The organism is Halorubrum rutilum (assembly GCF_042665015.1).
Classification (GTDB): domain Archaea; phylum Halobacteriota; class Halobacteria; order Halobacteriales; family Haloferacaceae; genus Halorubrum; species Halorubrum rutilum.
The window spans coordinates 58012-72553 of sequence record NZ_JBHTBL010000012.1; the positions used below are offsets into that span (position 1 = coordinate 58012).

The window sequence follows — 14542 nt, forward strand, 5'->3', positions numbered from 1 at the left end:
TCGGCTCCGTCCTCGAAACTCTCCTCATCCCCGCTGACGCTCCTACGGCTCCGGGGCCGGCGGCATCGACCGCTTGTGGGCGCTGCGCTCGTGGAGGTCGACGACGCGGTCGACCGCCTCCGCGGGCACGTCGAGCTCGCGGACCGTCGCCGCCCGGGAGAGGCCGCCGTCGACGTGGACCGCTACGATCGCGTCGACGACGTCGTAGTCGAGGCCCAGCTCCTCGGCGTCGGTCTGGCCCTCCCACATCCCCGCGGTCGGCTCCTGCATCACGAGGTCCCGCGGGACGCCGACGTGCGCGGCCAGCTGGCGCACCTGCTGTTTGTAGAGGTTGCCGATCGGGTTGCAGTCGACCGCCTGGTCGCCGTACTTCGTGTAGTAGCCGGTCATCGCCTCGGCGCGGTTCCCTGTCCCGAGGACGACCCGATTCTCCGCGTTGGCGACGAAGTAGTTCAGCACGGCGCGGGTCCGGACGTAGACGTTGCCCGCGGCCGTCCGGTCCTCGGCGGCCTCGGGGACGGCGTCGAAGAACGACTCCGCGATCGGCTGGATCTCGATCACGTCGTATTCGATCCCGAGGTCGCGGGCGACGCGCTCGGCGTCGCTCATCACGTCCGCGTCGTTGACCGCCGAGGGCATCGTGAGCCCGTGCAGGCCGTCCTCGCCGAGCGCCTCCACGGCGAGGTGCGCGGTCAGCGTCGAGTCGATCCCGCCCGAGAGGCCGAGCACGGCGCCCTCCGCGCCCGCGTCGTCCACGACGTCCGCGATGAACGAGACGATGCGCTCGCGGGTCGCCTCCAGCTCCGACTCCGAGAGCCGGAGGTCGAGGGGCGGGTCGTCCGACAGCAACACCGACTGCTCCGAGGTCTGGCTCATGAACGGAGACAGGGGCCGAGACGACTAATACCTCCGCTTCGTCCGGGCGAACTGGACGTTCGTCGGATTTCGCGTCGCCGGCCCGGCCGCCGGGGTCGCCCGCCTACAGTACCCCCTCGTGTTCGGCGAGCAGCAGCCCCTCCAGCGTCGCGTCGTTCGTCGGCGGCTCGCGGGCGACCGAGAGCGCCTCGTCGACCGGGACCGTCCGCGGGACGAGGAACTCGTTGCTGTCGTGGTCGACGTCGACCGGGTCGAGCCCCTCGGCGAACACGTAGCCGCGCCTGTGCCGGAGCACGCCCGTCGAGCACCACACCTCCTGGAGCAGCGACGTCGACGAGGGCGCGAAGCCGGTCTCCTCGGCGAGCTCTCGCGCCCCCGCCGCGGTGTACGACTCGCCGCGCTCGACGATCCCGGCGGGCAGCTCCAGCTGGGTGTTCCGGACCGTCGGCCGGTACTGCTCGACGAACAGCACCCGGTCGTCGGCGACCGCGATCACGACCGTCGCGGGCGGCAGCTCCGCCCAGTAGTAGTTCTTCTCGGACCCGTCCGGCTGCTCGACGCGGTCGTACCCCCCGACGAACCAGCCGGGGTCGTACTCGACGGCGACCTCCCTGACCGGCCACTCCGGCTCGCCCGGCAGCGAGTGGTTGCGCCCGTCGGAAAAGGCCGGGAGGTCGCGCAGGTCGGCGGCCGGGGCGTCGTCGCGACGGGCCGCGTCGCCCTCGCCGCTCGATCGCCCGTCGTCGTCGCTCACGGCTGGACCACCTCCACGCGGTACACGGCGCCCTCGTACCGCACGCGGACCCCGTCGTCGGTCGCGGCCTCGGGAAGCTGTCGCGTCAGCGCGTCCACCTCGTCGAACGGCGTGTGGGTGAACCACTCCTTGATCCCGTACGAGTCGGCCAGGTACGGGTCCGATCGGCCGTCGTCGCTCGCGAGCGCGCTCGTCAGGAACGGGTACCGACGCTCGGAGACGTTGTTCACGTCTATCGCCGACTCGTCCGTCTCGATCGGCTCGGCGGTCAGGTAGTAGGGGTCGCCGCTCCCGAGGTAGCTCGGGAGGGCGCCCAGCGCGAGCAGGGCGACGGCGACCAGGGCGATGGCGACGAGGAGGTTCCGGGTGACCCGGCGCATGGTCGGCGTTGACGCCGGCGGGGAATACCGGTTTCGACCGCGGCGGCGCGGTCGCGCTCCCCCCGGCGGCGCCGCCGCTCTCCCCGCCGACGCCGTCGCGCCCTCGCGCCGAGACGCCCCACCGCGCCGACGCGCTTTACTCGTCGGCGCCCCTCCCCGCCCACATGGAGTTCCGGTTCGAGCTGGCCCTGTGCGCCGCGCTCGAATCGCCCGACCGGGTCGTCGCCCGCCAGCTCGGCGCGGGGGTCACGAACCCCGGCGGCCGGATCGTCGACGTCTGCGTGCTGGAGCCCGGGCCGGGGTTCGACCGCCGGGCGGCGATCGCGCCCGAGCGGATCCCGGACCCCGCGATCGAGGCGGCGGTCGGTCCCGGCGAGGCGGTCCCCGTCGCCGAGGCGTTCGACCTCCCGCCCGACCGGGCGGCCGCGGTCGTCGAGCGCGCGGTCGAGGTCGGCTACCTCGAACGCGAGCGCCGCGACGGGCGCCCGGTCGTGCGCGCGACCGCCCGTTACCCGGACGACTGGGTCGGCTCGCTGACCGCGGTCGAGAACAAGCCCGACCTCGGGACGCCGGGCGACCTGGCGGCCCAGCTGCGGTACGACGCCGCCCTCGGGCTGTTCGACGAGGCGGTTCTCGCTACCGCCTCGTACGTCACCCGCGCGCACCTCAACCGGATTCCCGATCCGGTCGGCGTCTGGCGGTTCGACCCCGAGACGGGCGAGCGCGAGGTGGTCCGGGAGCCCTCCCCGCTCGACCCCGACGCCCCCGGGGTCGAGATCCGCGAGGAGCGGTCGCTCCGCACCGACGTGTCCCTCGTCGGGCCGGACGCGCTGGCCCGCAAGCGGCGCCGGATCGCGGAGCGCGCCTACGGGAAGGGATGGCGCCCCGCCCCGCCGGAGTGCGCCCACGCCGCCGGCACCGCGGACGGCCGGCCGTACTGCGAGCGCTTCGACCGCGTGGTGGACCCGGGGCGCGACTGCGGCGCGGGGTGTGAGGCGTACGACCCCGCCGACCCGCCGGCGGTCGACCGCGACGGGCTCCGCGACGAGCGGACCGCGTGGACGGCCGACCCCGACGGCGACGGCCCGCGCCGGCAGTCGGGGCTCTCGCGGTTCCTGTGAGGCTCCCCCCGCGTCGACCCGGGTCCGCCGCCGCGCCGCGTGGGAATCCTTATACCCCGAGCGACGGATTCTCGGCCATGGACGACATCGACGACGTGTTCGTCGCGCGCCTGATGACGAGCGATCTCCACACGGTAACGCCCGACACGCTGGTCGAGGACGCGGCCGCCGTGCTGCTGGACAACGACGTCAGCTCGGCGCTGGTCGTCGACGACGACGGCGCCCTGGTCGGCATCCTCACCACGACCGACTTCGTCGACATCGTCGCGAAGAGCCAGCCCAAGGCGGAGACGACCGTCGAGCGGTACATGACGCGCGACCCGATCACGGCCGGCGCGCAGGACTCCGTCTCCGCGGTCGCCGCGCTCATGGTCGAACACGGCTTCCACCACGTGCCCGTCGTCGACGGCGACACGCCGATCGGCATCATCACGACCTCCGACTTCGCCGCGTACGTCTCATCGCCGGAGACGACGTCGCCGTAGGCGTTCGCCGGAATCCCCGTCGCCGCCGGGCGCGTCCCCGACCCCGACAAGTGACGCCCCTTTCTGTGGGGTATTACGCGGCCCCCGCGTACGTGGCCCCATGTCCGACCGCCTGCATCTCAACCTCTTCACCATGGCCTCCGTCGAGCACGTCTCGCCGGGGTCGTGGACCTATCCCGGCGACCGCTCGCCGGAGTACACCGACCGGGAGTACTGGACCGAGGTCGCGCGGACCGCCGAGCGCGGCGGCTTCGACGCGGTGTTCTTCGCCGACGTGCGCGGGATCTACGACGTCTACGGCGACGACCGCCACACCGCGGTGGAGAAGGCGGTCCAGACGCCCGCGAGCGACCCGCAGCTCGTCGTCCCGGCGATGGCGGAGGTGACCGACGACCTCGGATTCGCCGTGACGCGCTCGACGACGTACACCCACCCGTACCAGCTCGCGCGGGAGTTCTCCACGCTCGACCACCTCACCGACGGCCGGGTCGCGATCAACGTCGTCACCTCCTACCTGCAGTCGGCGGCCGAGAACCTCGGGCTCGACGAGCGGATGGACAAGGAGACGCGCTACGACCGCGCCGACGAGTTCCTCGACGTCTGCTACGAGCTGTGGGAGGAGTCGTGGGACGACGACGCGGTCGAGATCGACCGCGAGGCGGGCCGGTACACCGACCCCGAGAAGGTGTCGGCGATCGACCACGAGGGCGAGCACTTCTCGGTGCCCGGCCCCCACGGCTGCGAGCCCTCGCCGCAGCGGACCCCCGTCGTCTACCAGGCCGGCTCCTCCGACCGCGGGCGGGAGTTCGCGGCCGCGAACGCCGAGGCCGTCTTCGCCAGCCAGCCGACCGAGGAGGGCGTGCGCGAGTACATGACCGACGTGAAGTCGCGCGCCGCGGACCACGGTCGCGACCCCGAGAGCCTGAAGTTCTTCATCGGCTTCGTCCCCGTCGTCGGCGAGACCCAGGCGCTCGCGGAGGCGAAGTACGAGGAGTACAAGCGTCACGTCGACGTCGAGGCGACGCTCGCGCTCCTCTCCGGCTTCCTCGACATGGACCTCTCGGCGCTCGATCCCGACCAGAAGGTCGAGCACATCGAGACGGACGCGATCCAGGGGACGATGAACGCGTTCACGAAGGCGCAGCCGGACCGCGAGTGGACCGTCCGCGAGGTCGCGGAGTTCTGCGGGCTCGGCACCACCTCGCCGAAGGTCGTCGGAACCCCCGAACTGATCGCCGACGAGCTGGCGTACTGGCACGAGGAGGTCGGCGTCCACGGGTTCAACGTGAAGGAGGTCGTCCGCCCCGACTCGCTGACGGACTTCGTCGACCTCGTGGTGCCGGAGCTGCGCGAGCGCGGGCTCGTTCCCGATCCAGCCGACGCCGGCGACGCCCCTCGCGGCGACGGCACCCTCCGCGAGCGACTGCTCGGTCCGGGGCAGTCCCGGCTCCGCGAGGACCACCCGGCGAAGCAGTAGCGCGGTCGCGTCGGTTGATCTCGACCCGACTTCATCGACTCTGAATCCGACAGCGCTGCCGCCCCCGCTACGCTTAAGTGCGTTCCACCGCTTCCATCACGTGACGCTTCGCTTGGAGGGCCGAAGCGTCAGCGGGGACCTACTGAACGCCGCGCCCGCGCCACTTTTTCCGGCACGGGCGCGGCGTTCGTTCCTTTCACGCCGACGAGCGACGCGCTCAGAGGTTCTCCTCTTGGTACGCGCCCTCGTACGTCCCGTCGTGGTCGGCCTCGGCGAGCACCAGCTGCGCGATCCGCGCTCCCGGCTCGATCTCGATCGCGTGGCCGGCGTCGAGGCGCCCCTCGCCGACGCCCTCGTAGCCGGCGTCCCAGACCGCGGTGTCGAGGGTACAGGAGTTCCGCAACAGCGTCGACCGCGGGAGCACGAACCCGATCCGCCCGTCCGGGATCCGCACCGGTTCGCCGTACCGGACCACGTACGTCCCGGGCTCCAGCCGGTACGCGCCGTCCTCGGTCGGTACCGGCTCGCGCTCGCCGACGCGCTTGCCGTCCCGGCCGATCCGCCCGGGAGTCGTCTGCTCGAAGACCTCGCCGACCGTCAGGTCGACGCCGTTCGGCTGTCGCTGCGCGCCGTCGAGGTCGGCGTCGCCGGCTTCGAGCGCCGCCGCGACCGTCGCTCCCGAGTCGAACATGCTCGACCGAACCCGCGGGCGAGCCTAAACGGTGTCGCACGCCGCCGGGGGGCGAGCGGCCCGTTCGCCTTCGCGTCGTGAATCCGGTCAATTCGGCCGGTAACGGCCTTTATGAGCCTTATACTCTCGTTACGTCTACCCCTCACACGAGGGGCGGTACCCCGCCGACAATCCCCCAAGAACTGCCGGTTCGGCGGGTCTAACACGGTCGATCTTTCGGGAAACTCGCGGGTTTTATATCCACGGGAGGGCCACGTGCGGATGATATGGGACAAACGATTACGGAGAAGATCCTCGATGACCATCTCGTCGAGGGCGAGCTGACGCCCGGCGAGGAGATCGGCATCGAGATCGACCAAGTGCTGACGCAGGACACCACGGGGACGATGGTGTGGCTCCAGTTCGAGGCGCTGGACCTCGACGAGGTCCAGACGGAGCTCGCCGCGCAGTACTGCGACCACCAGACGTACCAGTTCGACTTCAAGAACACCGACGACCACCGCTTCCTCCGCTCCGCGGCCGGCACGTACGGCGCCTACTTCTCTCGTCCCGGCAACGGTATCTGCCACCAGGTCCACAAGGAGAACTTCGCCGCGCCGGGGAAGACCCTCCTCGGCTCCGACTCGCACACGCCGACCCCCGGCGGGCTCGGCCAGCTCGCGATCGGCGCGGGCGGCCTCGACATCGCCGTCGCGATGGGCGGCGGCCCCTACTACGTCGAGATGCCGGAAGTCGTCAACGTTCACCTCGAGGGCGAGCTCCCCGAGTGGGCGACCGCGAAGGACGTCGCGCTCCACCTCCTCGGCGAGCTGACCGTCAAGGGCGGCGTCGGCAAGATCTTCGAGTACACCGGTCCCGGCGCCGAGAACCTCTCGATCCCCGAGCGGACGACGATCACGAACCTCGGCACCGAGCTCGGCGCCACCTCCTCGATCTTCGCGACCGACGAGAAGACGAAGGACTGGCTCGCGCGCCAGGACCGCGAGGAGGAGTACGTCGACCTCCAGCCCGACGACGACGCGGAGTACGCCGAGACGATCGAGGTCGACCTCTCCGACCTCGAACCGCTCGTGGCCGCGCCCTCGATGCCCGACAACGTCGCCCCCGTCAGCGAGTACGAGGGCACCGACGTCGAGCAGGTCATCATCGGCTCCTGTACCAACGGCGCCTACGAGGACATCCTCCCCAGCGCGAAGATGCTGGAGGGCCGCGAGGTCGCCAAGAGCACCGAGATGATCGTCGCGCCCGGCTCTAAGCAGGCCTCCGAGATGCTGGCCCGCGAGGGCTGGACCGCGGAGATGATGGCGGCCGGCGTCAACTTCTCCGAGGCGACCTGCGGCGCGTGCATCGGTATCGGCCACGTGCCCGCCTCCGACTCCGTCTCCCTGCGCACCTTCAACCGCAACTTCGAGGGTCGCTCCGGCATTGAGGACGACTCCGTCTTCCTCTGCTCGCCCGAGGTCGCCACCGCGGCGGCCATCACCGGCGAGATCGTCGACCCCCGCGACCTCGCGGACGACCTCGGCGACCTCGAGGCGCCCGGGCTGGAGATGGGCGACAAGTACGGCCCCGGGATGGGTCGCGACGACTCCGACATCATCTCGCCCGACGAGGCGATCGACGACGGCCTCGTCAAGGGGCCGAACATCGGCGACGTGCCGCTGAAAGACGACATCGACGTGGACGGCGGCGAGGCCCTCCTCAAGATGGAGGACAACATCACCACCGACCACATCATCCCGGCGACGGCGGACATCCTGAAGTTCCGCTCGAACATCGAGAAGCTCTCCGAGTTCACGCTCTCTCGCGTCGACGACACGTTCGCGCAGCGCGCCCTCGACGCCGACGGCGGCGTCCTCGTGGCCGGCGAGAACTACGGGCAGGGCTCCTCGCGCGAGCACGCCGCCCTCTGTCCGATGTACCTCGGCATCGAGGCCGTCTTCGCGCAGAGCTTCGCCCGCATCCACAAGGCGAACCTCTTCAACTTCGGGATCGTCCCGCTCGCGATCGACGCGGAGACGTACGAGAAGATCGAGCAGGGCGACGACCTCGCGATCGTCGACGACGTGCCCGCGGGCGTCCGCTCCGGGCAGGAAGAGTTCACCGTGAGCGTTAACGGCGAGTGGGAGTTCACCGCCGACCTCGACGCCTCCGAGCGCGAGCGCGACATCCTCGCGGCCGGCGGCAAGCTCTCGTGGGTCAAACAGCAGCACTCGGACGGCGGCTCCGGCGCGGCGCCGGCCGACGACTGAGCGCGCCCTTGAAGACCCGCGGTTCGGACATCCGAATTCACATTTTTCGACGTGGTCGCCCTCGTAGCGGCGGCCATCCGATCGATGCAACGTTGATGCTGTCGGCCGTGGGCGATGGCGGGAGTGAGTGTTGCAGATCGGCGGTGCCGGTTCGGTATTTAAATAGCCGTGAGCGACGGCGACGATCACTTATAAATAGACGTGGCGGTGGCGCGCCCCGGCGAGCGGCCCGAAGGGCCGCGAGCCGACGGTGCGAGGGACGCGGTGAGCGCTCACAGAGCGCGAACCGCGAGGCTGGGGAGGCGTGAGGCTGCCGTGCGGTTGCGGGGGGTGGGATTCAAAGGGGCAGCCGCGCTCGACTCCCACAGCTCGCTGCGGTCCTCAGTCGGTCGCTAACGCTCCCTCCTTGCGGTCCTTTCGTCGCTGGGGTTCGCCGAGCGCGGCTGGGGCTTTGGGGGTCTTCTCCGCAGCAGCGTCGATCACGTATAAACCACCAACAGCAACACCACGTTCTGACTTATAAACGATCTCTCTCACAACGTACTATACCCACTCCCGCTGTCGATCGCGACTTTTCCGGTCACGACACGCGCCCGTGCCGATATAGCGCCGCCGCTCTCCGCGTCGGATCGAAACGGAAAATCCGCGAAACGCGTCCCGTCGGTCCGAACTCCGAACCGGCGTTAGCGGGCCGCGGCGGCGACGCGCTCGCGCTCCTCCTTCTGCGCGATGGAGTAGGAGCGGTCGGCGTCGTAGTCCGCGGCCGTGACGAGCTCGTTGGCGAGCGCCTCGGCGGCGGAGGTCGTCGACTTGTACGTCGCGTTGGCGACGCCGTCGGAGATGAACAGCAGCGCCTGGTCGACGCGGCGCTGGGGCGCGACGTCGACCGCCTTCGGGACGGAGATGCCGCCGTACTTCAGGCGGACGGTCTCCTCGCGGGGCGCGGCGTTCTCGACCGCCCGGACGAGGACCTGGACCGGGTTCTCCTCGGTCCGCTCGTGGACGATGTCGAAGGCGTCGCGGACGATCCGCGTCGCCTGCTGTTTCTTCCCCGTGTTCTCGTCGGTCTGCATCAGGCGGTTGATCAGCCGCTCGACCAGCGAGATCTCGCTCTTCTTGAACTGCTTGGACGCGTGACGGCCCATCGTGTGCGCGATGGGCGTCACGGTCATGTAGCGCTTCGTCGAGGGGTCCTCGTAGGCGATCTCGGTGACGTCCCAGACGCCGAACAGCTTGGCGTTCTCGTTGGCGGCCTCGCTGCTCGCGGGCGCGTCCGGCTCCGGCTCGTCGGCGGCGACGTCCCCGTCGGACGGCGCCTCGGTCTCCTCGCCGCTCATCTGACGGGCTTCTCCGCGTTGCCGCGAACGAGTTCGATCATGGAGACGCCGTTGACCTTCTCGACCTTGTAGTTGACGCCGGAGAGGTCGCCCATCGCGCGACCCTTGGCCCCGCCGATCCCGGCGATCGTGACCTCGTCGTGCTCGTCGATGAACGAGATGGCGCCGTCACCGGGACAGAACGCGGTGACCTGCTTCCCGTTCTTGATGAGCTGGACGCGGACGCACTTTCGGATCGCCGAGTTCGGCTGCTTTGCTTCGATCCCGACCTTCTCCAAGACGATCCCGCGGGCCTGCGGGGCGCCCTCGAGGGGGTCGGACTTCTTCTTGAGCCCGCGCTCTCGCCGAGCGTACTCGGAGTCGGACCAGCGGCGCTTCTGCCGGTCCTGTTTGAGCTTACGGGCCGCGTATTTGCCGTTCGCCATCGTACTCCCACTTCCCAACGGAGCTACTTAAGCGTCGTCTTTCGACGCGGAGAAACGCCCTCAGAACGGCCGAGAGGCACCGCTCGAACGATCTGAGGGAGTTTTGCGAAATCAGGGTGCCGAAACGACGGGCGCTCGCGACGGCTTATCGGCTCAACGGTGGCGAGCGTCCGTCGTTCGTCGCCGACGCTCAGGTCAGCTGTACGTCGTCGATGTCGTGGTGCCGCTTCGCCAGGATCCGTGCGGTCTCGATGTTGGCGCCGTCGGCGCCGATGGCGACGCCGCGGTCCGGCTCCGGCACCTCGACGTACGCCACCCGGTCGTTCTGCTCGGAGATCGTCACGGCGTTGACCGCCGCGGGCGCGAGCGCGCTCGCGACGAACGCCTCCGGCGTGTCCGCGTCCTCGACCAGCTCGACGGACTTCCCGAGCCGCCGCTCCGCCTCCTCGACGGTCTCGCCGGCCTGCCCGATCGCGGCGGCCATCTCGCCGGCCGGGACGAGGAACACGAGCCGGTCGCCCTCCACGAGGCAGTCCTTCGGCGCGACCCCAGTCAGCTCGTCGAAGCGACCGATGTAGCGCCGCGCCTCGTCGGAGAGCTCGACGTGCATCAGTCGTCGCCCACGACCCGCGACCCCATCCGGAGGTCGACGTCGCCGGTGCCGAGCGAGATCGGCTTCCCGGCGATGACGTTCTCGATGACGCCGTCGAGCTCGTCGTACTCGCCGTGGATCGCGGCGTCGAGCAGGTGGTTGACGGTCACCTCGAACGCCGCGCGCGCGAGCACGGAGTCCTTGTTCCCGGAGATACCGTGGCGACCGATCGAGTCGATCTCGCCGTTGTTCGTCATGATGTCGGCCACCAGCATGAGGTGGCGGACGTTCACGTCGTCGAGCCCCTGCTCTTCGAGCGTGTTCTTCGTCTCGTCGATGATCGTCTCGCGGGCCGCCTCGACCCCGAGGTTGCGGTAGATCTCGTGGATGTTGTTACACGTCGTCCGCGAGGCGTCGACGCCCTCGATGTCGAGGGTGTCGCCGAACGCCGACCCCTCGGTGTAGAGGACGAACTCCTCCTCGCCGTCGATCTCCTCCTTCCGGATGACGACGCGCTCGATCTCCTCGATCCCCTTGAAGACGATGTCGCGGAGCCGCTCGACGAGCTGGAGCAGCTCGCGGTAGCTCGGCTCGCTCGGGCCGAACTCGACGACGGTCCCCGACTGCCGGGCGTCGACGCCCAGCGAGTCCTCGATGGTCTCGGCGATGATACCGGCCACTTCCGAGGGGTCCGAGTGGGTCGGCCACCGTTCGAGGAGGGTGTCGTCGTTCAGGTCGATCCGCACCAGCATGTCGGCGACGTTCGTCGACACGTCGCCGAGCGCGAGGATGCGCGTCGCCTCGATGGACCAGACGACCTCGTGGGCCTTCTCGCGGTCCGTCGCGTACTCGCCCTCCAGGTGGACGGTCATCATCGGCGTGTCCGGCGTCTTCCGGGCGTCCACCAGCTCGATGAGCCTGGGGAGCCCCTGGGTGACGTCAATTTCCGCAACCCCGGCGTAATGGAAGGTGTTCATTGTCATCTGCGTACCGGGCTCACCGATCGATTGTGCAGAAACGGTCCCCACGGGGTCCAAGGGGTCCACCCGCGTCTCGACGTATCGATTCTCGACGCCCGTCGCGACCTCGGTGGCCTGCTCGACCGTGATCTCACCGGTCTCCTCGGCCTTCCGTTCGAGCGCCTCGTACACCTCCTCCTTGAGGCGGGCGGGGAGTTCGGTCGCCTCCACGACCGCCTCCATGTCGTCGGTGACGTGGTCGTACTCAGTCATCCGACTCCACCCCCGCGGCCTTGTTCAGCCCCGGTCCGGAGTGCTCCGAGAGGTTCGTCGGCGGCGTGCGCTCGCCGAGGAACCGCTCCTTCTCGTCGTCGGACTCGAACTCCGAGTCGACGACGCGGTCGACGATGTCGTCGACGTCGATCCCGTCGCCCTCCCCGGACGAGACCTTCACCGGCGAGGTGCCGTCCTCGCCGAACTCGAACTGGACGATCCGACCCGAGGTGTCCCGGACCGTGCCGTCGTACTGCGCCTCCAGCTCGGAGAGCGCGTTGATGAGGCGGCGCTGGAGGTAGCCGGACTTCGAGGTCCGGACCGCCGTGTCGACGAGCCCCTCGCGGCCGCCCATCGCGTGGAAGAAGAACTCCTCGGGCGTGAGTCCGCCGCGGTAGGAGTTCTCCACGAAGCCGTGCGCCTCCGCGGAGAGGTCGTTCTCCTTGTAGTGCGAGAGCGTCCGGTCCTCGTAGCCGCGGTTGATCCGCTCGCCGCGGACCGCCTGCTGGCCGACGGAGCCGGCCATCTGCGTGAGGTTCAGCATCGAGCCACGCGCGCCAGAGCGGGCCATCACGACCGCCGGGTTGTCGTCGCCGAAGTGCTGGTCGGCGATCTCCCCGGCCGAGTCGCGGGCCTTCCCGAGCGTCTGCATGATCTTCATCTCCAGCGTCTCGTCGACGCCGCGGCCCGGCAGCGATTCCAGCTCGCCGGCCTCGTACGTCGAGATGAGCTCCTGGACGCGGTCGTAGGCGCTCTCGATGGCGTCGTCGACCTGCTCTTCGGCCTCCGGCGGGATCGACTCGTCGTCGATCCCGATCGAGAAGCCGAAGTGCATGATCGCGCGCATCGCCAGCGCCGCGATCTCGTTGATGAACACGCGCGAGCGCGTCTCGCCGTACTCCTTGGTGAGGGTGTCGACGACCTCGCCGCCGAACGCCCCGACGGCGTCCTCGTCGATCGTCCCCTCGACCAGCTGGCCGTTCTCGATGACGACGTCGTCGCCGGTCGACGACGAGAAGTGCAGCGTGAGGTCGTCGGGCAGCAGCTCGGAGAACAGCGTCCGGCCGGTCCAGTAGTCGCGGCCGTCGTCGTCGACCCCGTCGGGCTCGGGCAGCTCGTCCACCCGGGTCGCCCGGAGCAGGTCGAGCGCCTGCGTCTCGGTGAACTCGGGGTTCGAGTGCGTGAGCAGGTAGGTGCCGGAGATGTGGTCCTGGATCGCGCCGATGATGTTCCCGCCGAACCGCGGCGAGAGGATCTGCTCCTGGACGCGCATGAGGACGCGCGCCTCGGCGCGGGCCTCCTCGTTCTGGAGCGCGTGCATGTTCATCTCGTCGCCGTCGAAGTCGGCGTTGTACGGCGGACAGACGACGGTGTTGAGCCGGAACGTCTTGTACGGCATCACCACGACCTCGTGGGCCATGATGGACATCCGGTGGAGCGAGGGCTGCCGGTTGAAGATCACGATGTCGCCGTCGACGAGGTGGCGGTTCACCTCCCACTCGGCCTCGACCTTCTCGGCCAGCTCCTCGCAGTTCTTCTCGGTCACCTTCAGCCGGCGACCGTCGGGGCGGCGCACGTAGTTGGCGCCGGGGTGGGCTTCGGGGCCGTTCCGGACGTACTGCCGCGCCTCCTCGACGTTGCGCTCGGTGACGTTGAGCGTCTGGGTCATCTCCTTGGCGACGCGGTCCGGCACGCCGACCTCGTTCAGCGAGAGCGTCGGGTCGGGCGAGATGACGGTCCGGGCGGAGAAGTTCACCCGCTTCCCGGACAGCGAGCCGCGGAAGCGACCCTCCTTGCCCTTCAGCCGCTGGCTGAGGGTCTTGAGGGGGCGGCCGGAGCGGTGGCGCGCCGGCGGCGTCCCGCTGATCTCGTTGTCGACGAACGTGGTGACGTGGTACTGGAGCAGCTCCCAGAGGTCCTCGATGATCAGCTGCGGGGCGCCCGCCTCGCGGTTCTCCATGAACCGCTGGTTGATCCGGATGATGTCGACCAGCTTGTGCGTGAGGTCGTCCTCGGAGCGCTGGCCGTTGTCGAGCGTGATCGACGGGCGGGTGGTGACCGGCGGAACGGGGAGGACCGTCAGGATCATCCACTCCGGTCGGGAGTCCTCCGCGTCGATGCCGAGGACCTCCAGGTCCTCGTCCGGGATGTCCTCGAACCAGTCGCGGATGTCCGAGGGCATCAGCTTGTTCATGTCCTCCTCCGTGAGGTCGACGTCGAGCGCCGTCTCGATGGCGCGGCGGTCCTCCTTGCGCGGGCGGAACTCGCCGGCCATGATCTCGTTGACCCGGTCGAGGGCGATGTCGGTCTTCTCGGCGAGCTCCTGGGGCGACGTGCCCGGATCGTCCGCCTCCTCGTCGGGCTGCATCGCGGCCGCGATGCGCTCGGAGTAGTCGCCCGAGAGCACGTCCTGGACCTCGTAGTAGGTGGTCGGCTTCTCGTGTTTGATGTCCGCCTGCGGCTCGCCGCAGAACGGGCAGGTCGACGCCTTCCGGGCCTGCCGGACGGCGGCCTTCAGCACGTCGTGCTCGTCGTCGCCGAGCTCCTTCGCGCGCTCGTATCGGTCGCGGAACTCGTCGCGCTGCGCGTCGTCCAGGGCGAGCCGGCCGCACTCGCGGCACGTCGAGCGCAGCAGCCGCCGGATGAGCTTGGTGAAGCCCACGTGGATGACCGGCGCGGCCAGCTCGATGTGGCCGAAGTGGCCGTTACAGGAGCCGGAGTGCGAGCCGCAGGTCCGACACTCAAGCCCGGGGTCGATGACGCCCAGCCGCGGGTCCATCAGCCCCATATCGATCGGGTAGCCGTCGTCGTCGTACGTGTCGGCCGTGATCACCTTCGTCGCCGACATGTCCCGGTACGTCTCCGGGTCCATGAGGCCGAAGTCGATCCCGCCGAGCACTTTCGGTGTTTGCATTGACAT

13 protein-coding genes are annotated in these 14542 nt (G+C 69.6%); 4 read left to right on the forward strand and 9 right to left on the reverse strand.

All coding sequences use genetic code 11. From position 1 onward, the window contains the following. Positions 1-42: 42 nt before the first annotated feature. The 3 genes from ACFQMF_RS14360 to ACFQMF_RS14370 form a co-directional block, all read right to left on the reverse strand. Complete coding sequence (locus ACFQMF_RS14360; protein WP_256409947.1) at positions 43-876, reverse strand: NAD+ synthase; 834 nt, start codon at positions 874-876, stop codon at positions 43-45. A 103-nt stretch (positions 877-979) separates the two neighbouring features. Further along, a complete protein-coding gene (locus ACFQMF_RS14365) occupies positions 980-1630 on the reverse strand; it encodes an NUDIX hydrolase (RefSeq protein ID WP_379792147.1) in 651 nt (216 codons plus the stop codon). Next, positions 1627-2010: a hypothetical protein gene (locus ACFQMF_RS14370; RefSeq protein WP_256409946.1), complete on the reverse strand. Its 384-nt coding sequence runs from the start codon at positions 2008-2010 to the stop codon at positions 1627-1629. The genes ACFQMF_RS14365 and ACFQMF_RS14370 overlap by 4 nt, the downstream gene beginning before the upstream one ends. A 164-nt stretch (positions 2011-2174) precedes the next feature. Between ACFQMF_RS14370 and ACFQMF_RS14375 the strand changes: the two genes are divergently transcribed. From ACFQMF_RS14375 to ACFQMF_RS14385, 3 genes are all read left to right on the forward strand, one after another. Beyond that, complete coding sequence (locus ACFQMF_RS14375) at positions 2175-3131, forward strand: DUF5787 family protein (RefSeq protein WP_256409945.1); 957 nt, start codon at positions 2175-2177, stop codon at positions 3129-3131. Positions 3132-3208: 77 nt separating this feature from the next. Then, positions 3209-3616 (forward strand): CBS domain-containing protein, encoded by a 408-nt coding sequence (locus ACFQMF_RS14380; RefSeq protein ID WP_256409944.1) that lies wholly within the window; start codon positions 3209-3211, stop codon positions 3614-3616. Between the two features lie 100 nt (positions 3617-3716). Then, positions 3717-5093 (forward strand): LLM class flavin-dependent oxidoreductase, encoded by a 1377-nt coding sequence (locus tag ACFQMF_RS14385; RefSeq protein ID WP_256409943.1) that lies wholly within the window; start codon positions 3717-3719, stop codon positions 5091-5093. 217 nt (positions 5094-5310) lie between these two features. Here ACFQMF_RS14385 and ACFQMF_RS14390 read toward each other — a convergent pair whose 3' ends face one another. Beyond that, a complete protein-coding gene (locus ACFQMF_RS14390) occupies positions 5311-5784 on the reverse strand; it encodes a deoxyuridine 5'-triphosphate nucleotidohydrolase (RefSeq protein WP_256409942.1) in 474 nt (157 codons plus the stop codon). A 266-nt stretch (positions 5785-6050) separates the two neighbouring features. Between ACFQMF_RS14390 and ACFQMF_RS14395 the strand changes: the two genes are divergently transcribed. After that, positions 6051-8036, forward strand: coding sequence for an aconitate hydratase (locus ACFQMF_RS14395; protein WP_256409941.1), 1986 nt, complete (start codon positions 6051-6053; stop codon positions 8034-8036). A gap of 683 nt (positions 8037-8719) precedes the next feature. Here the strand turns inward: ACFQMF_RS14395 and ACFQMF_RS14400 are convergent. The 5 genes from ACFQMF_RS14400 to ACFQMF_RS14420 all read right to left on the reverse strand — a co-directional run bounded on the left by ACFQMF_RS14400 (position 8720) and on the right by ACFQMF_RS14420 (position 14536). Then, on the reverse strand, positions 8720-9373 hold the full coding sequence (locus ACFQMF_RS14400) for a 30S ribosomal protein S7 (RefSeq protein ID WP_256409940.1): 654 nt from the start codon (positions 9371-9373) through the stop codon (positions 8720-8722). Next, positions 9370-9798: a 30S ribosomal protein S12 gene (locus tag ACFQMF_RS14405; RefSeq protein WP_004048726.1), complete on the reverse strand. Its 429-nt coding sequence runs from the start codon at positions 9796-9798 to the stop codon at positions 9370-9372. Before ACFQMF_RS14405 ends, ACFQMF_RS14400 begins: the two co-directional genes overlap by 4 nt. 190 nt (positions 9799-9988) lie before the next feature. Next, a complete protein-coding gene (locus tag ACFQMF_RS14410; RefSeq protein ID WP_256409939.1) occupies positions 9989-10408 on the reverse strand; it encodes a NusA-like transcription termination signal-binding factor in 420 nt (139 codons plus the stop codon). Beyond that, positions 10408-11622, reverse strand: coding sequence for a DNA-directed RNA polymerase subunit A'' (gene rpoA2 / locus ACFQMF_RS14415; RefSeq protein ID WP_256409938.1), 1215 nt, complete (start codon positions 11620-11622; stop codon positions 10408-10410). Before rpoA2 ends, ACFQMF_RS14410 begins: the two co-directional genes overlap by 1 nt. Then, positions 11615-14536, reverse strand: coding sequence for a DNA-directed RNA polymerase subunit A' (locus tag ACFQMF_RS14420; protein ID WP_256409937.1), 2922 nt, complete (start codon positions 14534-14536; stop codon positions 11615-11617). Before ACFQMF_RS14420 ends, rpoA2 begins: the two co-directional genes overlap by 8 nt. Positions 14537-14542: the final 6 nt, after the last annotated feature.